At 68.5% G+C, this 21,755-nt stretch carries 18 protein-coding genes; 6 read left to right on the forward strand and 12 right to left on the reverse strand.

Going from position 1 to position 21,755, the window contains the following annotated elements; all coding sequences use genetic code 11:
• Positions 1 to 86: 86 nt before the first annotated feature.
• Together murU and AC6CR5_RS24910 are read right to left on the reverse strand one after the other, a co-directional pair.
• The gene (murU, locus tag AC6CR5_RS24905; protein WP_070780795.1) at positions 87 to 773 is read right to left on the reverse strand and encodes an N-acetylmuramate alpha-1-phosphate uridylyltransferase MurU; all 687 of its coding nucleotides are present in this window, start codon (positions 771 to 773) and stop codon (positions 87 to 89) included.
• Positions 773 to 1,813: an aminoglycoside phosphotransferase family protein gene (locus AC6CR5_RS24910; RefSeq protein WP_498085019.1), complete on the reverse strand. Its 1,041-nt coding sequence runs from the start codon at positions 1,811 to 1,813 to the stop codon at positions 773 to 775. Before AC6CR5_RS24910 ends, murU begins: the two co-directional genes overlap by 1 nt.
• 168 nt (positions 1,814 to 1,981) lie before the next feature.
• Here AC6CR5_RS24910 and AC6CR5_RS24915 point away from each other — a divergent pair, with 168 nt between their 5' ends.
• From AC6CR5_RS24915 to rsmA, 3 genes are read left to right on the forward strand one after another with little or no spacing between them, the layout of a single operon-like run.
• Positions 1,982 to 4,375: an LPS-assembly protein LptD gene (locus AC6CR5_RS24915; RefSeq protein WP_054446916.1), complete on the forward strand. Its 2,394-nt coding sequence runs from the start codon at positions 1,982 to 1,984 to the stop codon at positions 4,373 to 4,375.
• Positions 4,372 to 5,940 (forward strand): peptidylprolyl isomerase, encoded by a 1,569-nt coding sequence (locus tag AC6CR5_RS24920; RefSeq protein ID WP_498085020.1) that lies wholly within the window; start codon positions 4,372 to 4,374, stop codon positions 5,938 to 5,940. Before AC6CR5_RS24915 ends, AC6CR5_RS24920 begins: the two co-directional genes overlap by 4 nt.
• Before the next feature lie 18 nt (positions 5,941 to 5,958).
• Entirely contained in the window at positions 5,959 to 6,750 is a 792-nt protein-coding gene (rsmA, locus tag AC6CR5_RS24925; RefSeq protein ID WP_024067780.1) for a 16S rRNA (adenine(1518)-N(6)/adenine(1519)-N(6))-dimethyltransferase RsmA, read from the forward strand.
• 69 nt (positions 6,751 to 6,819) lie between these two features.
• Here the strand turns inward: rsmA and AC6CR5_RS24930 are convergent, their stop codons facing one another.
• The gene (locus tag AC6CR5_RS24930) at positions 6,820 to 7,962 is read right to left on the reverse strand and encodes a glycerate kinase (protein ID WP_054446942.1); all 1,143 of its coding nucleotides are present in this window, start codon (positions 7,960 to 7,962) and stop codon (positions 6,820 to 6,822) included.
• Between the two features lie 106 nt (positions 7,963 to 8,068).
• On the opposite strand from AC6CR5_RS24930, the gene pyk reads away from it, so the two are divergent.
• Positions 8,069 to 9,511, forward strand: a complete 1,443-nt coding sequence (gene pyk / locus AC6CR5_RS24935; protein ID WP_047992620.1) for a pyruvate kinase — start codon at positions 8,069 to 8,071, stop codon at positions 9,509 to 9,511.
• Between the two features lie 76 nt (positions 9,512 to 9,587).
• Here pyk and AC6CR5_RS24940 read toward each other — a convergent pair whose 3' ends face one another.
• Complete coding sequence (locus AC6CR5_RS24940; RefSeq protein ID WP_024067783.1) at positions 9,588 to 10,817, reverse strand: nucleoside recognition domain-containing protein; 1,230 nt, start codon at positions 10,815 to 10,817, stop codon at positions 9,588 to 9,590.
• Positions 10,818 to 10,965: 148 nt separating this feature from the next.
• Between AC6CR5_RS24940 and AC6CR5_RS24945 the strand changes: the two genes are divergently transcribed.
• Positions 10,966 to 13,239 (forward strand): acyl-CoA dehydrogenase, encoded by a 2,274-nt coding sequence (locus AC6CR5_RS24945; protein ID WP_498085021.1) that lies wholly within the window; start codon positions 10,966 to 10,968, stop codon positions 13,237 to 13,239.
• Here AC6CR5_RS24945 and def read toward each other — a convergent pair.
• The 8 genes from def to glyQ are packed head-to-tail and all read right to left on the reverse strand — an operon-like array spanning position 13,227 to position 20,659.
• Positions 13,227 to 13,760 (reverse strand): peptide deformylase, encoded by a 534-nt coding sequence (def, locus tag AC6CR5_RS24950; protein WP_049052782.1) that lies wholly within the window; start codon positions 13,758 to 13,760, stop codon positions 13,227 to 13,229. The genes AC6CR5_RS24945 and def overlap by 13 nt on opposite strands.
• Before the next feature lie 18 nt (positions 13,761 to 13,778).
• The gene (gloA, locus tag AC6CR5_RS24955; RefSeq protein ID WP_006388855.1) at positions 13,779 to 14,174 is read right to left on the reverse strand and encodes a lactoylglutathione lyase; all 396 of its coding nucleotides are present in this window, start codon (positions 14,172 to 14,174) and stop codon (positions 13,779 to 13,781) included.
• 11 nt (positions 14,175 to 14,185) lie between these two features.
• Positions 14,186 to 15,322: a 2-aminoethylphosphonate--pyruvate transaminase gene (locus AC6CR5_RS24960; protein ID WP_498085022.1), complete on the reverse strand. Its 1,137-nt coding sequence runs from the start codon at positions 15,320 to 15,322 to the stop codon at positions 14,186 to 14,188.
• Between the two features lie 52 nt (positions 15,323 to 15,374).
• Complete coding sequence (locus tag AC6CR5_RS24965; RefSeq protein WP_020925086.1) at positions 15,375 to 16,358, reverse strand: M48 family metallopeptidase; 984 nt, start codon at positions 16,356 to 16,358, stop codon at positions 15,375 to 15,377.
• Complete coding sequence (locus AC6CR5_RS24970; RefSeq protein ID WP_006388858.1) at positions 16,345 to 17,073, reverse strand: lysophospholipid acyltransferase family protein; 729 nt, start codon at positions 17,071 to 17,073, stop codon at positions 16,345 to 16,347. Before AC6CR5_RS24970 ends, AC6CR5_RS24965 begins: the two co-directional genes overlap by 14 nt.
• Positions 17,073 to 17,612, reverse strand: coding sequence for a D-glycero-beta-D-manno-heptose 1,7-bisphosphate 7-phosphatase (gene gmhB, locus AC6CR5_RS24975; RefSeq protein ID WP_024067788.1), 540 nt, complete (start codon positions 17,610 to 17,612; stop codon positions 17,073 to 17,075). The genes AC6CR5_RS24970 and gmhB overlap by 1 nt, the downstream gene beginning before the upstream one ends.
• Positions 17,609 to 19,747, reverse strand: coding sequence for a glycine--tRNA ligase subunit beta (gene glyS, locus AC6CR5_RS24980; RefSeq protein WP_049054156.1), 2,139 nt, complete (start codon positions 19,745 to 19,747; stop codon positions 17,609 to 17,611). Before glyS ends, gmhB begins: the two co-directional genes overlap by 4 nt.
• Complete coding sequence (glyQ, locus tag AC6CR5_RS24985; protein ID WP_006388861.1) at positions 19,748 to 20,659, reverse strand: glycine--tRNA ligase subunit alpha; 912 nt, start codon at positions 20,657 to 20,659, stop codon at positions 19,748 to 19,750. It abuts the gene before it with no gap.
• Between the two features lie 270 nt (positions 20,660 to 20,929).
• On the opposite strand from glyQ, the gene AC6CR5_RS24990 reads away from it, so the two are divergent.
• Positions 20,930 to 21,697 (forward strand): crotonase/enoyl-CoA hydratase family protein, encoded by a 768-nt coding sequence (locus AC6CR5_RS24990; RefSeq protein ID WP_006388863.1) that lies wholly within the window; start codon positions 20,930 to 20,932, stop codon positions 21,695 to 21,697.
• Positions 21,698 to 21,755 lie beyond the last annotated feature (58 nt).

Genomic DNA, 21,755 nt, shown 5'->3' on the forward strand with positions numbered 1-21,755 from the left:
TACCCGGTTAACCGGGCGCGATGGGTACGCGGACAAGCCTGGTTGCGCACCTTGATATTGTGAAATATGTGGGCATCGAGCGGACCTCAGACCGGACTGGAACCGAGCTCGGCATCGAGGTCTGCCAGCCGTTGGGGGGTGCCGACGTCGACCCAGCGGCCGGTGTGGCGCGCGCCGCGGACGTGATCGTGCTCCATGGCCTGCCGCAGCAGCGGTGCGAGCCGCGCGGCCGTGCCGCGGGCCACGCCCGCGAATAGCATGGGATGGTAGACGCCGATGCCGGAGAAGGTCAAACGGGGTTCGCCGTCAGCGCGGACGCGGCCGTCGCGGTCCAGCGCGAAATCGCCGAGGGGATGTTGCGGCGGATTGTCGACCATCAGCAGCCAGGCGCCGCCCGCGGGCAGCGCGGTTGCCAGGGCGGGGGCGGCGGCCGGGTCCCAGTCGCACCAGATGTCGCCGTTGATGACGAGGAACGGATCCGGTCCCAGCAGCGGCAGCGCCTGGGCAATGCCGCCGGCGGTTTCCAGGGCGGCGGCCTCGGGCGAATAACGGATCCGCAGGCCGAAGGCGGCGCCGTCGGCCAGGGCGCGCTCGATCTCGTGGCCGAGCCAGGCGTGGTTGATGACAACGTCCCGGAAGCCGGCCGCGGCCAGCCGTTCCAGGTGCCAGGCGATCAGCGGCTTGCCGCCGACCGGCAGCAGCGGCTTGGGCAGCCGGTCGGTCAGCGGACGCATGCGTTCGCCGCGGCCCGCGGCGAGGATCATGGCGCGCATCAGAAGGTGTATCCGACGCTGACCTGGCGGTCGTCGAGCCTGTCCAGCAGGCGCAGCAGGGGCGTGAAGACGCCGTAGCGCTGCGCCACCTGGCGCACGTAGCCGTTCACCCGCGGCATATGGGCCAGGTAGTGGGCCTTGCCGTCGCGGTGGTTCAGGCGCGCGAACACGCCCAGGATGCGCAGGTTGCGCTGCAGGCCCATCCATTCGTAGGCGCGGTGGAACTCGGCGAAATCGGCGTCGACCGGCAGCCCGGCCGCGCGCGCCATTTCCCAGTAGCGGATGGCCCAGTCGAGCTGCTGGGGCTCTTCCCAGGTGGTCCGGGCATCCGTCACCAGCGACGCCAGGTCATAGGTGATGGGGCCGGCCAGGGCGTCCTGGAAGTCGATGACGCCGGGGTTGGGGCCGTATTGCGGCTGGTCGCAGACCATCAGGTTGGGCGAATGGTAGTCGCGATGCACCAGCACCGTGGGCTGGTTGCCATTGCTGGCCGAGAGCAGGGCGAAGATCTTTTCCAGGGCCTGGGCGGTCTTGTCGTCGAGCGTGGCGCCGTGGTGCTTCTGTACGTACCACTCGGGAAACAGCTTGAGTTCATCGGCCAGCCGCGCGCTGTCGTAGCGGGCCAGGCCGGTGGTCCTGGCCTGCTGCAGGCGCACCAGCGCCGCCAGGGCGTCGCGGTACATCGATTGCAGGCTGGCGTTGTCCACGCCGTCCTGGATGCGCTGGTAATAGGTCTGCTCGCCCAGGTCGGACAACAGCAGCAGCCCCTGGCCGAGGTCCTGCTCGATGACGGCGGGCACGTTCAGGCCGGCGTCGCTCAGAAGCTGGTCCACATGCAGGAAGGGGCGGCAATCTTCATGCTGGGGCGGGGCGTCCATCACAATCAGGGTACGACCGGCGGCGTCCAGTCGGAAATAGCGGCGGAAGCTGGCGTCGGCGGAGGCGGGGCGCAGGGTATCCACCGCCAGTCCCAGCGCGGCGGGCAGGCCTTGCAGCCAGGCGCGGATCTGCTCCAGGCGGGGGTCATGATCGTTTTTCAAGGAAGATCCGTGTCAGAAGTGCAATATTGCGGAAAAATGGGTTGCGCGCACATAAGGCTGGGCGTCTGGCGCGGCTTCTCTATAATACCGGCTCGTTTCCGTTAGCATTGGCCCTTCCCGGGCGCCTTTGCCTGGTTCCCCCATCGTAAAAAAGGGCTGTTTTCACTCGTGCGCAAGGTTCGGTGGTTGATCCTATCTGCTATCAGCGTCGCCGGGGCCGTTCAGGCCCAGGGCAGCCAAGGTTCGGCTTCCTCGGCGACGTCGATCACCGCGGCCCCCGAGCTGCGCACGTCCCCCGGACTGCGGATGCACCGCCTGCCGGACGGCAACATTCCCGCCTATATGGAAGCGGACACCATCGAGGGTGATCCGGATTCCGACCTGACCCTGACCGGCGCGGCGCAGGTTCGCCGCATCGACGGCGTGATCAAGGGCGACCGCATCAACTACCGCAAGGACACCGGCGAGGTCGACGTGCAGGGCAACGCCCGCATGATGCGCGATGGCACGCTGGTCACCGGGCCCAACGCCAAGTTCAACGTCGACAAGTATTCGGGCGAAGTCGAAAAGCCGAATTTCTGGCTCGGCGCCACCGGCGGCTTCGCCGTGGCCGACAAAGCCGACATCTTCAGCAAGTCGCAGATGCGGCTGCACACGGTGACCTACAGCGGCTGCTCGTGCGAGACGCCGTCGTGGTACATCAAGGCCAACACGGTCGACATCGACTTCGACGAAAACGAAGGCGTGGCGCGCAATGGCGTGCTGTACTTCAAAGACGTGCCGATTCTGGCTTCGCCCTACATGACCTTCCCGGTCAAGAAGGAGCGCAAGTCGGGTTTCCTGATGCCGACCTACGGCACCACCAGCAAAGGCGGTTTCGACTTCTCGCTGCCGTACTACCTGAACATCGCGCCGAATTACGACGCAACCCTCCAGCCGCGCTACTTCTCCAAGCGCGGGCTGCAACTGGGGGGGGAATTCCGTTACCTGGGGGCGAGCTACGCCGGCAGTGTCTACGGCGCCTATCTGCCGCATGACAACGTCAGTGGCGAAGACCGCTGGATGTACTGGTGGCGTCACCAGCAATTGCTCGGCAACGGCTTCTACGCCGACTGGGACGTGGCCAAGGTCTCGGACAACGATTACTTCCGCGATATTTCGCAGCTGGGTTTGAACCAGGCATCCACCACCTACCTGCCGCAGCGCGCGCGGGTGGGCTGGTCCTCGACGTACTGGAGCGCCTATGCGCAGGTCTACAAGTACCAGACGCTGCAGGATCCGGATGCGCTGTTGACGCCGCCCTATGACAAGCAGCCCGAACTGTACCTGCGAGGCGCACGCTACGATTGGGGCGGCTTCGACCTGGACTGGACCTCGACCGCGGTGCGTTTCAGCAAGCCGCTGTTCCTGGGCAATCGCAACGGCCCCAACGGCGACCGCCTGCAGACCTACCCGACGGTGTCGTATCCGATCGTCCGTCCGGGCTGGTTCGTGATTCCCAAGGCCGGGGTCAATTACACCCAATACCAGACCGATTGGTATAACGGCGACTGGCTCGGTTTGAACTCGGGCACGGCCAATGCCGGCACCTCGTTCGGCTACCCGCGCTCGCAGTCGCGCACGGTGCCCATCATGTCGCTGGATGCCGGCCTGATCTTCGAGCGCGACACCACGCTGTTCGGCAAGGATTCGATCCAGACCCTGGAGCCGCGGCTGTACTACCTGCGCGTGCCGTACCGCGACCAATCCAAGATTCCGGTCTACGACACGTCGCTGTCCGATTTCAGCTTTTCGCAGGCCTTCGACGAGAACATCTACTCGGGCGGCTGGGACCGCATTTCCAACGCCAATCAGCTCACTGCCGCCCTGACCACGCGCTGGCTCGATGCGTCGACCGGTTTCGAGCGCGCCTCGGTGGCCGTGGCGCAGCGCCTGTACTTCGCCGACCAGAAGGTCACCTTGCCGGGAGAAACGCCGCGCGAGAATGTCCGGTCGGACTTCCTCGTGGGCGCCAGCGCGGCGCTGACCGATACCCTCACCACCGACGTGGCCGCGCAGTACAACCCCTATGACAACCAATGGTCGCGCGGGCTGCTTAGCGCCCGCTGGTCGCCGCAGCGCTTGACGACGGTGGCGCTGGCCTATCGTTATCAGCGCGATCCGCAGCCCGGCGTGCTCTACCAGCCGCAAGGGCAGAACCAGATCAGTCTGGCGGTGCAATGGCCGTTCACCAAGCGCTGGTACGGTGTGGGCCGGGTCGACTATTCCTTGCGCGACGGCCCGTCCAGCACGGTCAATGGCACCACCGATTCGCCCCGTGTCACGCAGGCCATCGCCGGCCTCGAATACAAGGGCGACTGCTGCTGGGTCGGCCGCATGGTCTTCCAGCGCTACGCCGTGTCGGCCACCGACGCCAATACGGCACTGTTCTTCCAGCTCGAGTTGACCGGCCTGGGTTCCCTGGGAACCGATCCGATGAACCTGCTGAACAGAAGTATCCCCGGTTACTCGCGCATCACCCCGCCCGCGCCGACCGGGACCACATTTGAAAGGTATGAATGATGCGTAGGTTGCACTCTTTGCGCCGCTTCTCCGGCAATGCGCTGTTGCTGGCTGTTTGCGCCGCCTTCTCCGCCGCGCATGCGGTGGAGCCGAATGGCAAGGGGACCAAGAACGCGCCCGCCGCCACGCAGAAAAGCGCACCGGCGCCGGCCGGGGAGCAGTTCGTCGACGGCATCGCGGCCGTGGTCGACAAAGACGTGATCACCCTGCGTGAACTACGCGACGCCTCGCTGCGCATTGCCGCTGAATTGAAGACCCGTGGCATCCAGGTGCCCGACGACAAGGCGTTGCAGCATCAGGTGTTGCAGCGCCTGATCATGGAACGCGTGCAACGTCATGAAGCCGACCGGCTCGGCATCCGCGTCACTGACGCCCAGGTCGATCAGGCCATCACCACGATCGCGGGTCGCAACAAGATCAGCGTGGCGCAACTGCGCGCTGAGATCGAGAAATCCGGCGTCTCCTGGGACAGCTACCGCAAGTCGTTGATGGACGAGATCCGGTCGGACCGCCTGCGTCAGCGCGCGGTGGATTCCACCATCGTCATCTCCGATGCCGAGGTCGACGCCTTCCTGAAGGACCAGCGCCGCAATCCGGCCTTCGCGGCCGCGCCGCAGCAGGCCCAGCCGCAGCCGCAACCGGAAGCCGCGCCCGAGCAGGCCGCCGCGCCGGCCGGCCCGATGCTCTATGCCGTGGCCCAGATCCTGGTGCGGGTGCCGGAAGGCTCGTCACCAGAGCAACTGGCCGCGCTGCGCAAGAAGGCCGAAGACCTGCTGGCGCGCGTCAAGCGCGGCGACGACTTCGCCAGCCTGGCCGCCGCCAGTTCGGACGGTCCCGAAGCGCTGCAGGGCGGCGTCATGGGCGTGCGTCCGCTGGACGGTTGGCCCGACCTGTTCGCCAAGGCCATCGCCAATCTGCAGAAGGGCCAGGTCAGCGGTCTGCTCCAGAGCGGCAACGGCTTCCATATCCTCAAGGTGATGGATCGTGGCACGGCCCAGCCGGCGCCCAGCCGCACCGCCCGCGCCCCGGTTCCCACGCCGGCGCCGCAGCCCCGTCCGCAGCCGCAGGCCCAGGCGCCGCAAGGCCCGGTGGAAGTGATGCAGACGCATGCGCGCCACATCCTGATCAAGACCTCGACGGTCATGAGCGACGAGCAGGCCCGCCAACGCCTGGAGCAAGTGCGCCAGCGCCTGGTGGCCGGCGATGCCAAGTTCGACGACATGGCGCGCCAGTATTCGCAGGACGCGACCGCGCCGCAGGGCGGCGACCTGGGCTGGCTCAACCCCGGCGAGACCGTGCCGCCCTTCGAGGCCGCCATGAACGCGCTCAAGCCCGGCGAGATCAGCCAGCCCATCCAGACGCCGTTTGGCTGGCACCTGATCCAGGTCGAAGAGCGCCGCCAGCACGACGCCACCGACGACCTGGCCCGCATGAAGGCGCGCCAGACCTTGTTCGAGCGCCGCGCCCAACCCGCTTTCGAAGACTGGCTGGATCAGTTGCGCGCCCAGGCGTACATCGACAACCGGCTGGAAAAGCAGGACCGTATCAACCAGAACAACCGCTGATCGCAGCCCGGGTTTTTCATGTCTCAACACCAGGCGCGCAAGCGCTTTGGCCAGAACTTCCTGACCGACGAAAGCGTGGTCGAGTCGATCGTGCGGGCGGTCAATCCCGCCCGCGGCGATACCGTGGTCGAGATCGGCCCCGGCCTGTCGGCGCTGACGCGGCCCTTGCTCGAACGGCTCGATCACCTGACCGCGGTCGAGATCGACCGCGACCTGGCGGCGCGCCTGCGCAAGCAATTCGAGGAAGGCCGCCTGACGGTGGTCGAGGCCGACGCGCTGACGGTGGATTTCTCGCAGTTCGGCGCGGGCCTGCGGGTGGTCGGCAACCTGCCTTACAACATCTCCAGCCCGCTGCTGTTCCACCTGATGGCCTGGGCCGATCACGTGCGCGACCAGCATTTCATGTTGCAGCGGGAAGTGATCGACCGCATGGTCGCGCAGCCCGGCAGCGGCGATTTCAGCCGCCTGTCCGTGATGTTGCAATCGCGCTATCGCATGCACAAGCTGTTCGACGTGCCGCCGGAGGCGTTCGATCCGCCGCCCAAGGTGGTGTCGGCCATCGTGCGCATGGTGCCGCTGCCGGCCGAGCGCCTGCGCCCGGTCAGCGCGCGCGCCTTCGAGACCGTGGTGGCGCGCGCCTTCTCGCAGCGCCGCAAGATGCTGCGCCGGGTGCTGGCCGACTGGGCGCCGCAGGTGCCCTGGGAGGCGCTGGACATCGCGCCCACCGCGCGCGCCGAGGATATCTCGGTGGACCGCTACATCCGCCTGTCGGATGCGCTGGTCGAGGCCGGCGTGTTGCAGGGCGGTTGATGCCGCGCCGCCACAGGCAAGCAAAAGCCCGCGATCAGCGGGCTTTTTTTCGTCATGACGCGGTGGCCACTACAGCATGCGCTTCTGCGCCGCCATCCACAATTGCATGACGTCGCGCGCGCGGTCATGCAGCAGGCGTTCGGCATCGGCCAGGGCCTGTTGCAGGGTGATCGGACCGGGCGCCAGGCTGAAGGCGGCGCTGATGCCGCCTGCATGCAGGGCCTCGTAGCCGTCGCCCAGCGAGCCGGCCAGCGCCACCACCGGCACGCCGGCTCGTTGCGCGATGCGGGCCACGCCCGCGGGCGTCTTGCCGCGCAGGGTCTGCGCGTCCATGCGGCCCTCGCCGGTGAAGGCCAGCGTGGCGCCTTCCATGGCCTGGGCCAGCCCGCCCAGCTCGGCGACGATCTCGACACCGGGCCGGAAGTCGGCGTTCAGGAAGGTCTTGGCGGCGAAACCCAGGCCGCCGGCCGCGCCCGCGCCAGCGTCATGGCGGCGGTCGCTGCCCAGCTGGCGCGCGCAGATGTCGGCAAAGTGGCCGAGCATGGCGTCCAGCGTCTGCACCTGTTCGGGCGTGGCCCCCTTCTGCGGGCCAAAGACATGCGAGGCGCCTTGCGGGCCGCACAGTGGATTGTCGACGTCGGATGCGATGATGATGCGCGTGTTCGCCAACCGGGAGTCGAGGCCGCGTGGGTCGATGCTGGCCAACTGGCCCAGCGCGCCGCCGCCGGGAGGCAGGCTGCGGCCGTCCTTGTCGAGCAGGCGCAGGCCCAGCGCGGTCAGCATGCCGGCGCCGCCGTCGTTGGTGGCGGAGCCGCCCAGGCCGAGGATGATGCGCACGGCGCCGGCGTCCAGCGCCGCCAGGATCAATTCGCCCACGCCGTGACTGCTGGCGCGCAGCGGGTCGCGCCTGGACGGCGCGATCAGTTCCAGGCCGGCGGCCGCCGCCATTTCGATGACGGCGGTGCCATCTTCCAGCAAACCCCACACGGCATCGACCTTGTGGCCCAGCGCATCGTTGACCGTGCGTTGGCGCGCCTGGCCTCCCGCCGCCGCGAGCACCGCCTCGACCGTGCCTTCGCCGCCGTCCGCCATCGGGATGCAGACCGTGTGCGCGCCGGGACAGGCGGTCTTGACGCCGCGCGCGATGGCCGCGGCCGCGTCGGGGGCGGAGACGCTTTCCTTGAAGGAGTCGGGTGCGATGACGATTTTCACGAGGTCGGCCACGGTGCGTTGAGGGACGGGATGTCGATCATGATACCCGCGTGTCCGCCGCCGTCGTACCATAGCGCTTTCGTTGTTCATGTGAGAGTGGATCGCCATGCCTGTATTGCGCCGCACCAAAATTGTCGCCACCCTGGGCCCCTCGACGTCGACGCCGGAACGCATCGACGCCATGATCAAGGCCGGCCTGGACGTGGCGCGGCTGAACTTCTCGCACGGCAGCGCCGACGACCACCGCGAACGCGCCCGCCTGGTGCGCGAGAGCGCCGCGCGGCAGGGCCGCTTCGTCGCCATCATGGGCGACCTGCAGGGCCCCAAGATCCGCATCGCGCGCTTCACCGACAAGCTGGTGCAGCTGCAGGTCGGGCAGCCGTTCACGCTGTCGCGGGTGCATCCGAAGGACGCCGGCACGGCCAGCATCGTCGGCATCGACTATCCCGAACTGGTGACGGACTGCCGTGTCGGCGACGAGCTGCTGCTCGATGACGGCCGCGTGGTGCTGGTGGTCGACAGCGTCGCGGGCGACGAGGTCCACACCACCGTCACGGTGGGCGGCCCGCTGTCCAACAACAAGGGCATCAACCGCCGCGGCGGCGGCCTGTCGGCGCCGAGCCTGACCGACAAGGACCGCGTCGACATCAAGCTGGCCGCCGAAATGCAGCTGGACTACGTGGCGGTGTCGTTCCCGCGCTACGGCAGCGATATCGACGAGGCGCGCGAACTGCTGCGCGCCGCCGGCAGCGAGGCCTGGATCATCGCCAAGATCGAACGCGCCGAGGCCGTGGCCGACGACGAGGCGCTGGACGCGCTGATCCGCGCCAGCGACGGCGTGATGGTGGCGCGCGGCGACCTGGGCGTGGAAGTGGGCGACGCCGAACTGGTCGGCATCCAGAAGCGCATCATCCAGCATGCCCGAACCCTGAACAAGGTGGTGATCACCGCGACCCAGATGATGGAGTCGATGATCTCCAGCCCGATGCCCACCCGGGCCGAAGTCTCGGACGTGGCCAACGCGGTGCTGGACTACACCGACGCGGTAATGTTGTCGGCCGAGAGCGCCTCGGGTTCGTATCCGGTCGAGACGGTGCAGGCCATGGCGCGCGTCTGCCTGGGCGCGGAAAAGCATCCCACCAGCACGCAGTCGCATCACCGCCTGGGCGAGACCTTCACGCGCTGCGACGAAACCATCGCGCTCGCGGCCATGTACGCGGCCAACCACTTCCCCGGCGTCAAGGCCATCATCGCGCTGACCGAAAGCGGCCACACGCCGCTGATCATGTCGCGCATCCGCTCGGGCGTGCCGATCTACTGCTACAGCCCGCACAGCGTCACGCAGAACCGCGTGACCATGTTCCGCGGCGTCTACACCATCCCGTTCGCGCCGTCGGACTACGAGCCGGCGGATCTCAGCAACGCCGCCATCGACGAGCTGAAGAAGCGCAATCTGGTGAAAGAGGGCGACTGGGTCATCCTGACCAAGGGCGACTTCTACCGCGACAGCGGCGGCACCAATGGCATGAAGATCCTGCTGGTGGATTGAGCGGTCTCGCGGCGCGCGGCGCCTGTAGGCAGGCCTGGCGCGCCGTCGAGGCAGCGTGGCTGGCGGCCGGCGCCGTTCAACCGAAGAACCAGTAGCACACGCCGATGGCCGCCAGCACCCCGGCCAAGTCGGCGACCAGCGCGCAACCCACCGCGTGGCGCGCGCGCAGGATGCCGACCGAGCCGAAATACACCGCCAGCACGTAGAAGGTGGTCTCGGTGCTGCCTTGCACCACCGCCGCCAGCAGCGCGGGGAAGCTATCGACGCCGAAGTGCGTCATGGTTTCGAGCATCATGGCGCGCGCCGCGCTGCCCGAGAACGGTTTGACCAGCGCGGTGGGCAGCGCGTCGACGAAGCGCGTGTCCCAGCCGGCATTGGCGGCCAGCCAACGGATGCCGTCGAGCAGGAAATCCAGCGCGCCCGAGGCCCGCAGCACGCCGACCGCGCACAGCATTGCCACCAGGTACGGCAGCAGACTCTTGGCGATGTCGAAGCCTTCCTTGGCGCCTTCGATGAAGGCCTCGTACACCGGCACTTTCTTGCAGGCGCCGACGATGAGAAAGGCCAGCAGGATGCCGAACAGCGCCAGGTTGCCCATCAGCGACGACAGCGCCGCGATGGCGCTGGCCGACATGCTGGCCAGCAGCGCCATGAAGCCGCCCAGCAGCAGCGCCGCGCCGCCCAGCCACAGCATCACGACGGGGTCGACCAGCCGCAGGCGCTGGCACGCCGCCACCGCCAGGAAGCCGGCCAGCGTCGACGCGCTGGTGGCCAGCAGGATCGGCAGGAACACCAGCGTGGGGTCGGGCGCGCCCTGCTGCGCGCGGAACATGAACAGCGTCACCGGCAGCAGCGTCAGCGACGAGGCGTTGAGAACCAGGAACAGGATCTGGGCGTTGCTGGCGGTGTCGGGCTTGGGATTGAGCGATTGCAGTTCGCGCATGGCGCGCAGGCCGATGGGCGTGGCGGCGTTGTCCAGCCCCAGGCCGTTGGCGGCGAAGTTGAGCGTGATCAAGCCGATCGCGGGGTGATTGCGCGGCACCTCGGGCATCAGGCGCGCGAACAGCGGCCCCAGCAGCCGCGCCAGTTTTTCCACCAACCCGGCGCCTTCGGCGATGCGCAGGAACCCCAGCCACAGCGTCAGCGTGCCGAACAGCAGCACCATCACCTCGACGGATACGCGCGCCATGTCGAACAGGCTGGCGACCATGGCGCGGAACACGTCCGGGTCGCCGATGGCGAGCCAGCGGTACAGCGCGGCCGCGGCGGCGGTCAGGAAGAAGCCCAGCCAGAGTTTGTTCAGCATGCGGTGTGTGCCCGGATAACGATTGGATTGCGCACCAGCGCGGGGAGGCCCATTGTCGCAGAGTCGGACCATCGCGGTTTGGCCCCGATGGCGCAATTCTGGTACTTTGCCCCGATATGCCCAGTGGCATCGAACGACAGGGGGTCACATGGATTTCAACGCATGGCGCCGGCGCCGCATCTCCGAACCCGCGTACCGTTGGGCCCGCAACGCGATGCCGCCGCTGTCGGCCACCGAACGCGAGGCCATCGAGGCCGGCGACACCTGGTGGGAGGCCGACCTGTTCACCGGCAACCCCGATTGGCGCAAGCTGCTGGACGTGCCCGCCGCGGCCCTGACGCCGGATGAGCAACGCTTCATCGACGGCCCGGTGGCGCAGCTGTGCGCCATGCTGGACGAATGGGATATCACCTGGCACCGGCGCGACCTGCCGCCAGAAGTCTGGAGTTTCCTGAAGGCGCAGCGCTTCTTCGGCATGATCATTCCCAAGCGCCACGGCGGCCTGGGCTTCTCGCCCTACGCCCATTCCGAGGTGGTGCGGCGCATCTCCGCCTATTCGATCACCGCCGGCGTCACGGTCATGGTGCCCAACTCGCTCGGGCCGGGCGAGCTGTTGATGCAGTTCGGCACGCAAACCCAGCGCGACTACTGGCTGCCGCGCCTGGCCGACGGCCGCGAGGTGCCGTGCTTCGGCCTGACCAGCCCCGAGGCCGGCTCCGACGCTGCCTCCATGGTCGATACCGGCGTGGTCTGCCGCCAGGTGGTGGACGGCCGCGAGCTGATCGGCGTGCGCTTGAACTGGCACAAGCGCTACATCACGCTGGGGCCGGTGGCCACGGTGCTGGGGTTGGCGTTCAAGATGTCGGATCCCGACGGCATCCTGGGCGGCGGTCCGCGCGACATCGGCATTTCGGTGGCGCTGGTGCCGACCGACGCGCCCGGCGTCGAGATCGGCCGCCGCCACCTGCCGGCGATGCAGGTGTTCCAGAACGGCCCCAACCGCGGCCGCGACGTGTTCGTGCCGCTGGACGCGCTGATCGGCGGCGTCGAGCGCGCCGGCCATGGCTGGCAGATGCTGATGAGCGCGCTGGCGGCGGGGCGTGGCATTTCCTTGCCGTCGCTGTCGGCGGCGGCGTGCGTGATGAGCGCGCACGCCACCGGCATGTACGCGCGGGTGCGGGAACAGTTCGGCATCCCCGTCGGCAAGTTCGAGGGCGTGCAGGAAAAGCTCGCCAGCCTGGCGGGCAACGCGTACCTGGTGGAAGCGGTCCGGCGCCTGACCTGCGCAGCGTTGAACCAGGGCGTGAAGCCGGCGGTGGTGTCCGGCATCATGAAGTACCACGCCACCGAGCGCATGCGGGCGTCAGTCAACGACGCCATGGACGTGCATGCCGGCCGGGCGGTGATCGACGGTCCCAGCAACTACCTGGGCGCGCTGTACCGGGCGGTGCCCATCGCCATCACGGTCGAGGGCGCCAACATCCTGACGCGCAACCTGATCATCTTCGGCCAGGGCGCGATCCGCGCCCACCCCTACCTGATGCCGGAGATCCTGGCGCTGGGCAATCCCGACGAAGAGCGCGGCATGGAGGTGTTCCACGAGGTGTTCTGGCGCCACCTGCGCCATGCCGGCATGAACACGCTGCGCGCCATCGGCCGCGCCTGGACCGGTGGCGTGCTGGCGCCGTCGCCGGTGTCCGGCCCCACCGCCGGCCACTACCGCCGGCTGGGACGCTATGCGGCCGGCTTCGCGCTGCTGGCCGACGCCGCGCTGGCGCGGCTGGGCGGCGGTCTCAAGCGCCGCGAGCTGCTCTCGGCTCGGTTGGGCGACATCCTGGCCGAACTGTACCTGCTGTCGGCCGTGCTCAAGCGCTGGGAGGACGAAGGGCGCAAGCACGACGACCTGCCGCTGGTGCGCTGGTGCATGGAGCAGGGCTACGCCGAGATCGAGAAACGCATGGACCAGGTGTTGTCGAACCTGCCTGGCCGGCCGTTGGCCTGGGCGCTGCGCGCGGCCATCCTGCCGCTGCGACTGGCGCGGGGGCCGGGCGATGCGCTGACCCGCGAATGCGCGGAACTGCTGCTCAAGCCGTCGCCCACCCATGCGCGGCTGGCTGCCGACCTGCAACGTTCAGCGGGCGGTGGCCAGGGCGATGACGATCCGCTGGCGCTGTTGACCCGTGCCTTCGCCGTGGTCGATGCGGTGCAGCCGATCCGTGACCGGCTGCGGCAGTCGGGCGTGCGCGATTGGCGCGAGGCGCACCGGCACGGCGCCATCACGGCGACGCAGGCGGCGCAGTTGGAGGAGGCCGAGGCGATCGTCTCGCGGGTGCTGCAGGTGGACGATTTCGCGCCGGAGGAACTGGCTCCGGGGCAGGAGCCGAGCCCGGCTCCCGCCCCGAAGGACGATCAGTCGTCCTGATTCGGGTCCATGCCGGGGAACAGGATTTCGGTGAAGCCGAATTTCGAGAAATCCTGGATCCGGGAAGGATAGAGCCGGCCGATCAGGTGGTCGCATTCGTGCTGCACCACGCGGGCGTGGAAGCCCTCGGCCTCGCGGTCGATGTCACGGCCGTAGGGATCCTTGCCCTGGTAGCGGATGCGACGGTAGCGCGGCACCAGGCCGCGCAGCCCCGGCACCGACAGACAGCCTTCCCAGCCGTCTTCCATGTCGTCGGACAGCGGCGTGATGACCGGGTTGCACAGGATGGTCTGCGGCACCGCCGGCGCGTCGGGATAGCGCTCGTTGCGGTCAAAGCCGAAGATGACCAGTTGCAGGTCCACGCCGATCTGCGGCGCGGCCAGGCCCACCCCTTGCGCCGCCGCCATGGTCTCGAACATGTCTTCGATCAGGGCGTGCAGCTCGGGGGTATCGAAGCGCTCGACCGGTGGCGCGACGCGCAGCAGCCGGGGATCGCCCATTTTGAGGATGGAGTGGATCATGGCGATGGCGGGTGGGGTTCAGTCCACTCGTCCTTTCTTCTGGATGAACTCGATCTTGTAGCCGTCCGGGTCCTCGACGAAGGCGATCACGGTGGTGCCGTGTTTCATCGGGCCGGCCTCGCGGGTGACCTTGCCGCCGCGTTCCTTGACCTTGTCACAGGCTTCGTAGGCGTTGTCGACTTCCAGGGCGATGTGGCCGTAGCCGGTGCCCAGGTCGTACTTGTCGGTGTCCCAGTTGTGGGTCAGCTCGATCACGGCGCCTTCGGATTCATCCTGGTAGCCGACGAACGCCAGCGTGAACTTGCCATCGGGGTAGTCGTTGCGGCGCAGGACGCGCATGCCGAGCACGTTGGTGTAGAAGTCGATGGACTTGTCGAGGTTGCCGACTCGCAGCATGGTGTGGAGCATACGCATGGTGGAATTCCTTAAGCGATGAGAGGTGGCGGGAAACCCTGGACGTGGGGTTCCCCGGTTATGCCGAGGTCTTGCAGCGCGCCGCCCATGGCGTCGACCGCAAGCCGCATCTGGTCGGGCCCGAAGGCGCCGATGCAACCGACCCGGAAAGTAGGCGGTTCGGTGTTGGTGAAATTGCTGAGCACGAAGCCACGTTGCTTGACCGCGTCCACGAACAGCTGCAGGTTCCAGGTCGGCGCGTCGGGCGCGTGCACGTTGACGACGATGGGGCCTTGCAGCGCGGGCGGCAGGTAGGGGCTGAGCCCCAGGCCGGCCACGCCATCGTAGAGGGCGCGCATGTTGGCGGTGTAGCGCGCCAGGCGGGCTTCGCGGCCTTCCCGACGATACAGCTCCAGCGCCACGGCCAGCGCCGCCAGTGTCGGCGCCGGCGGCGTGAAGCGCGGGCCGGCGTTGGGCGCCAGGGTGTGCTGGTAGATGTCGGCCAGGTCCAGCGACCAGCTGCCGGCGTTGCCGCGCGCCGCTTCCAGGCTGTCGCGGCGGCCCACCACAAAGGCGGCGCCGGGCAAGCCCTCCAGGCATTTGTTGGCGGTCAGCACCACGGCGTCCACGGCGGGCAGGGCGCGCATGTCGAGCGGCAATGCGCCGAACGCCGAGACCGCGTCAACGATGACGCGGCGGCCCAGAGAATGGACGATGCGGGCCAGTTCCGGCACGTCATGGCAGATGCCGCTGCCGGTTTCGCTGTAGACCAGCGCCACGTGCGTCAGGCTCGGGTCCTGCTCCAGCGCCTGCGCCACGGCCAGGGGATCGACGCGGTCGCGCGCGCCCACGTACAGCGGCACGGCGACGCGGCCGGCCTCGGCGGCCAGTTTCTGCAGGCGGCCGGCGTAGGCGCCGGTGGAGGGCACCAGCAGGCGGCCGCCGGGCGGCACCAGGGTGCGGATTGCGGCTTCCACCGCGAAATGGCCGCAGCCCGGCAGCGCCAGCGCCACGTGTTCATCCGCATCGGCCTCGGCCACGCGCAGCACGTCGGCGCAGACCTGGCGGTACAGCGCGCGGAATTCGTTGTCCCAGGGCGCGTAGTCCTGCGCCATGGCGGCCTTGACCCGCGCATCGGTCGTGACCGGGCCGGGAATCAGCAGAAGCATGGGGTTGTCTCCGTGGGGGCTGGGCCGATTGCGGGAGCGTCTCGCACCGACCCTAGAATTGCGGCAGCGAGGCCGGGTCGTGGCGCCGCAGCACGTTCTTGGCTTCCTCGAAATCGGGCAGGATCTGGCCGACCTCGCGCCAGAAATCCTGGCTGTGGTTCATTTCGCGCAGGTGCGCCAGTTCGTGCGCGATGACGTAGTCGATGATGGCCGGCGCGAAATGGATCAGGCGCCAGTTCAGCATGATGTTGCCGTCGCTGGTGCACGAGCCCCAGCGCGTGGCGGCGGACGACAGGCGCCAGCGGCGGATCTTCAGGCCGCTGATCTGCAGGAAGTGCGCCAGCCGGGCGCCGAACCAGGCGCCGGCGCGCTGCTGCAGCCAGGCCTGGGCGGCGTCGCGGATGCGGCCCTGGTCGGCGTCGGCCGGCAGCGCCAGCCACAGCGTGTCGCCGTCGGCCGGGGCTTCGGCATCGCCGGACAGGCGGGTCTGGCGGCTGTCGCCGCCCACGCCCAGGACGATGCGCTTGCCCAGGTAAGGCAGCTCGCCGCCGGCCTGCCAACGCGTGTGCGCCATGGCCAGCTGCTGCTTGCGGGTGTGCCATTCGCGCAGCTTGGCGACGATCCAGCGGGATTTCTCGCGCACCGCGTCGTCGATCTGTGCCAGCGTGACCCAGTTGGGCGCCGTGACGCGCAGGCCGTCGTCGGTGATGACGAAGCCGATGCTGCGGCGGCGCGAGCGCAGCAGCACGAAGCCGATGGGCTGCGGATCGGTGTCCACCTCGCGCCAGCGCGCGCCGGGTGGCAGCGGATCGGGGCAGGGGGTGGGCACGCGCGCCGCCGCATTGGGCGACAGCGTCAGCAGGGGTTCGCCGGCCGGCTTGGGCGCGGATGGCGCGGGGGGAGGGAACAGCGGGGCGGGCGGCGTGGCCACGGGTGCCGGGCGCGCCGCGGGGGACGCGGTCAGCGGCGACGCGTCCGTGGACGCGTCGGAGTCTTGCACGTCGAACAGGAGTTCGAGCTGGTCAGTGCTGGGCATACCTTTCTGGATTGAGACGCCGCATTTCCCCTTCGATCCAGTCCTGCACTTTCTGGTTCAGTTCCTCGGGGGAGATTCCCTTCGATTCTATCGCGGGACCGATGGACAGCGTAACCAGGCCTGGATATTTGACGAAGGCATTGCGGCGCCAGCATTCGCCGGCGTTGTGCGCCACCGGGATGACCACCGCGCCGGTGCGCGAGGCCAGCAACGCGCCGCCCATCTTGAAGCGCGCGGTCTTGCCGGGCGGCACGCGGGTGCCTTCCGGGAACAGCAGCGGCCAGCGGCCTTCGTCCAGCCGGACCTGTCCCTGCTTGACCACCTGTTCGAAGGCGTCGCGGCCCTTGGAGCGGTCGATGGCGATCATGCGCAGCAACGCCAGGCCCCAGCCGAAGAACGGCACCATGTGCAGTTCCTTCTTGTAGACGAAGCAGACTTCGCGCGGCATGTAGGCCGGGAAGAACAGCGTTTCCCAGGCCGACTGGTGCTTGGACAGCAGCACCGCCGGGCCGTCGGGCAGGTTTTCCCAGCCCTTGACCTGCCAGCGGATGCCGCAGAACACCTTGGCGCCCCAGATGGCCAGGCGCGGCCAGCCCACCGTGAGCTTGTAGCGCAGGTGCAGCGGCAGCGGCGCCCACAGCACGCAAGCGAAGGCATAGGGGATGACCGTGATGGCCAGGAACAGGAAATACAGGAGCGAGCGCAGCCGGGCCATCAGTTGTCCTGCAGCAGGGCGTCGGCCACGGCCGACAGGTCGTCGCAGACCCGGGTGTTCTCGGGCAGGCCGCCCTTGGCCAGCGTTTTCTTGCCGTTGCCGGTCAGCACCAGCCAGGGCGAGCAGCCCGCGGCGCTGGAGGCCTGCAGGTCGCGCAGCGAGTCGCCCACGGCCGGCACGCCGGCCAGGTTGACGTCGTAGCGATGGCCGATCTGCTCGAACATGCCGGGACGCGGCTTGCGGCAGGTGCAGTCGTCGTCCGGGCCGTGCGGGCACATGAAGACGGCGTCCACGCTGCCGCCGACGGCGGCCAGCTCGCGCCGCATCTTGGCGTGGATGGCGGTCAGCGTGTCCATGTCGAACAGGCCGCGCGCCAGGCCGGACTGGTTGGTGGCGACCACCACCGTCCAGTCCGCCTGCGTCAGGCGGGCGATGGCCTGCAGGCTGCCGGGCAGGGCGATCCATTCGTCGGGATTCTTGACGAACGCATCGCTGTCCTGGTTGATGACGCCGTCGCGGTCGAGGATGATGAGCTTCACTGTGCCAGCCTGGAAATGTCAGCGACCTGGTTCATCAGGGTGTGCAGCTGGCCCAGCAGCGCCAGCCGGTTGGCGCGCACCGCCGGGTCCTCGGCCATGACCATGACGTCGGCGAAGAAGGCGTCCACCGGTTCGCGGGCCTGGGCCAGCGTGCGCAGGTTGGCGGCGAAGTCGCCGGCGGCCAGTTGCGCCTCGGCCTGCGGGCGCAGCGCGGCGATGGCGGCGGCCAGCGCCTTTTCGGCGGGCTCGACCAGCGCGGCGTCATTGACCGCGCCGATCTCGCCTTCGGCCTTCTTGAGCAGGTTGCCGATGCGCTTGTTGGCGGCCGCCAGGCTGGCGGCCTCGGGCATCTGCGCGAAGGCGGCGGCGGCGCGCACGCGCTCGGCCACCTGGTGCAGCGGCGGCGCCAGGGCGATGACGGCCTCGACCGCATTGCGGTCGTGTTCGTTGATCAGCTGGTTGCGGTAGCGTTCGTAGATGAAGGCGCGCACTTCCGCCAGCGTGTCGGCGGGGATCTTGCCGGCCGGGAAGGTGGCGGCGGTGGCGGCCAGCAGGCCGTCCAGCGACAGCGGGCCGTCCTGGTTGAGCTTGAGCCAGCCGCCGGCGGCCAGTTGTTCGAAGGCGCTGATCAGGCCCAGCGCGGCGCGGCGCAGGCCGAAGGGGTCGCGTTCGCCGGTGGGCGCCAGGCCGATGGCCCAGATGCCGACCAGGGTCTCGGCGCGTTCGGCGATGAACAGCGTGGCGGCGGTCAGGTCGTCCTGCGAAACCGGCGTGTCGTAACGGTTGCGGTACTGGGTGCGCAGCGCCTGCACGACGCTGTCCGGCTCGCCGTCGCCGGCGGCGTAGTAGGCGCCCATGATGCCTTGCAGCTCGGGGAACTCGCCCACCATGTTCGAGCCCAGGTCGGCCTTGGCCAGCAGCGCGGCGCGGTCGGCGGCGGCGACGTCGCCGCCCAGCTTGCCAGCCACGTCGCGGGCGATGGCGCGCACGCGCTCGACGCGTTCGAGCTGGGTGCCCAGCTTGTTGTGGTAGACGATCGAGCCCAGTTGCTCGACGCGCGCGGCCAGCGGCGTCTTGCGGTCGGTCTCGAAGAAGAACTGGGCGTCGGCCAGGCGCGGACGCACCACGCGCTGATTGCCTTCGACGATGTTCACCGGGTTGTCCGTGCGCATGTTGCTCACGATCAGGAAGCGGTGCGTCAGGCGTCCGCTGGCCGGGTCGAACAGCGGGAAGTACTTCTGGTTCAGGCGCATCGTCAGGATCAGGCATTCCTGCGGCACTTGCAGGAACTGTTCCTCGAACTCGCCGACGTAGACGGTGGGGTGTTCGACCAGGGCGGTGACTTCATCGAGCAGGGCGGCCACTTCGGGGTCGTCGCCCAGCGTGGCCGACAGACGGCCGGCGTGGTCCAGTAGCTGGCGCTGGATCTCGTCGCGGCGGCCTTCGAACGAGGCCACCACGCGGCCCTTCTCGGCCAGGGTGGCGGCGTAGGCGTCGGCATCGGCGATGGCGATGGCGCCGCTGCTCATGTAGCGGTGGCCCAGCGTGTCGCGGCCGGCGGTCAGGCCGAGGGCGCTGACGGGAACCACGTCGGCGCCGAACAGCGCGATCAGGCCGTGCGCGGGGCGCACGAACTTGACGGTGGTCTCGCCGTCGGCCAGCTGGTAGCGCATGACCTTGGGGATCGGCAGGCCGTCGATGGCCGCGTCGATGCCTTCCTGCAGGCCGACGGCCAGCGCGGCGCCGGGGGCGGTGCCGCGGGCGACCAGGTAATCCTGCTTGCCGTCGGATTCACGTTCCAGGGTGGCCAGGTCGATGTTTTCCAGGCCTTTGGCGGCCAGCTTCTTCTGCAGCGCCGGGGTGGCCTTGCCGTCTTCGGTCAGGCCGATCTTCACCGGCATCAGCTTTTCGGCGTAGGCCTGATCGGGCGCCTGGGCCAGCACGGCCGACAGGCGCACCGCCAGGCGGCGGGGCGTGGCGTAGGGCTCGACGGCGCAGCCGTCGGCCAGCAGGCCGTGGCGCGCCAGCGTGGCGCGCACGCCTTCGGCGAAAGCCTGGCCCAGCTTCTGCAGGGCCTTGGGCGGGAGTTCTTCGGTCAGCAGCTCGACCAGCAGGGGGCGGATGTTCGTCGTCATTTATGCAGCCTCCCCGGCGGCCTTGTCGCGGCCCAGCATGGGAAAGCCCAGTCGTTCGCGGGAATCGTAGTAGGCCTGCGCGACGGCGCGCGACAGGTTGCGGATGCGGCCGATGTAGGCGGCGCGCTCGGTCACGCTGATCGCGCCGCGCGCGTCCAGCATGTTGAAGGTGTGCGCGGCCTTGAGCGTGGCTTCATAGGCCGGCAGCGCCAGCGGCACGTCCATCAGGCGCTTGGCCTCGGCTTCGTAGTCGTTGAAGTGCGCGAACAGCATCTCGGCCGACGAGTATTCGAAGTTGTAGGTGGACTGTTCCACTTCGTTCTGGTGGAACACGTCGCGGTACAGCACGCGGCGGCCGTTGGCGCCTTCGGTCCAGACCAGGTCGTACACGCTCTGCACGTCCTGCAGGTACATGGCCAGGCGTTCCAGGCCGTAGGTGATCTCGCCCGTGGTCGGGGTGCAATCCAGGCCGCCGACCTGCTGGAAGTAAGTGAACTGGGTCACTTCCATGCCGTTCAGCCACACTTCCCAGCCCAGGCCCCAGGCGCCCAGCGTCGGGTTTTCCCAGTCGTCCTCGACGAAGCGGATGTCGTGCTGCGTGGGGTCGATGCCCAGTGCCTTGAGCGAACCGATGTACAGGTCCAGGATTTCCGGGGGCGCGGGTTTCAGCACCACCTGGTACTGGTAGTAGTGCTGCAGGCGGTTGGGGTTCTCGCCGTAGCGGCCATCCTTGGGGCGGCGCGAGGGCTGCACGTAGGCCGCGCGCCAGGGCTCCGGGCCGATCGCCCGCAGGAAGGTGGCGGTGTGCGAGGTGCCGGCGCCGACTTCCATGTCGTAGGGCTGCAGCAGGGCGCAACCCTGCTTGTCCCAGTATTCCTGGAGCGTAAGGATGATTTGCTGAAAGGTGAGCATAGGATTCTTGGAATTCGGTCGCCGGGCGACGTCTGCCGTGGGCGTGGGAAACCGGGCATTTTAACTGGCCCGGGGCGGCCCCGGGGCCGGACCCCGGGATTGGGGTCGCATCCAGGCGGTTACATCCTCGCGGTTACATATCGGACGGGGCGTGCTCCAGGCGGACGCTGCTCCGCCGGCGCCCTGCGGCGGCCGGGCATTGGTCGTATCATTCCAGGTTGACCAGTCTTATATAAAACCAATATCCAAAACCCCGGAAGGAGCATCCGCATGTCTGACCTGATCAAGGTGGAAGTCGCCGACGGCATCCAGATCATCACCATCAACCGTCCCGAGGCCAAGAACGCCATCAACCTGGAAACCGCCCAGGCCATGGCCGCCGCGCTGGACCAGCTGGACAGCCGCGACGACGTGCGCATCGGCATCCTGACGGGCGCGGGCGGCACGTTCTCGTCGGGCATGGACCTGAAAGCCTTCGCCAAGTCGGGCCAGCGTCCGTACGTGGAAGGCCGCGGTTTCGCAGGCCTGAACGAAGCGCCGCCGAAAAAGCCGCTGATCGCCGCGGTCGAAGGTTATGCGCTGGCCGGCGGTTGCGAGATGGCCCTGGCGTCCGACCTGATCGTGGCCGCCAGCAACGCCAAGTTCGGCCTGCCCGAAGTCAAGCGCGGCTTGGTGGCCGGCGCCGGCGGCATGCTGCGCCTGCCGCGCCGCCTGCCGTACCACATCGCCATGGAAGTGATCCTGACCGGCGACATGCTGGGCGCCGAGCGCGCCTACGGCTTCGGCCTGGTGAACCGCCTGACCGAGCCGGGCGGCGCCCTGGCCGGCGCGCTGGAACTGGCCCGCGCCATCGTCGAGAACGGCCCGCTGTCGGTGCAGACCGCCAAGAGCATCGTGGCGCAGTCCGGCGACTGGACCCAGGAAGAGATGTTCAACCGCCAGCGTCCGCTGATCGCCCATATCTTCTCGTCGGCCGACGCCAAGGAAGGCGCCACGGCTTTCGCCGAGAAGCGCAAGCCCGTCTGGCAAGGAAAATAAAATAAGCTGCACCCCATCGCGCGCGGCCGGTTCGCCGGCCGCGTTTTCACGTTTCCCT

The organism is Achromobacter sp. EG18 (genome assembly GCF_059759395.1).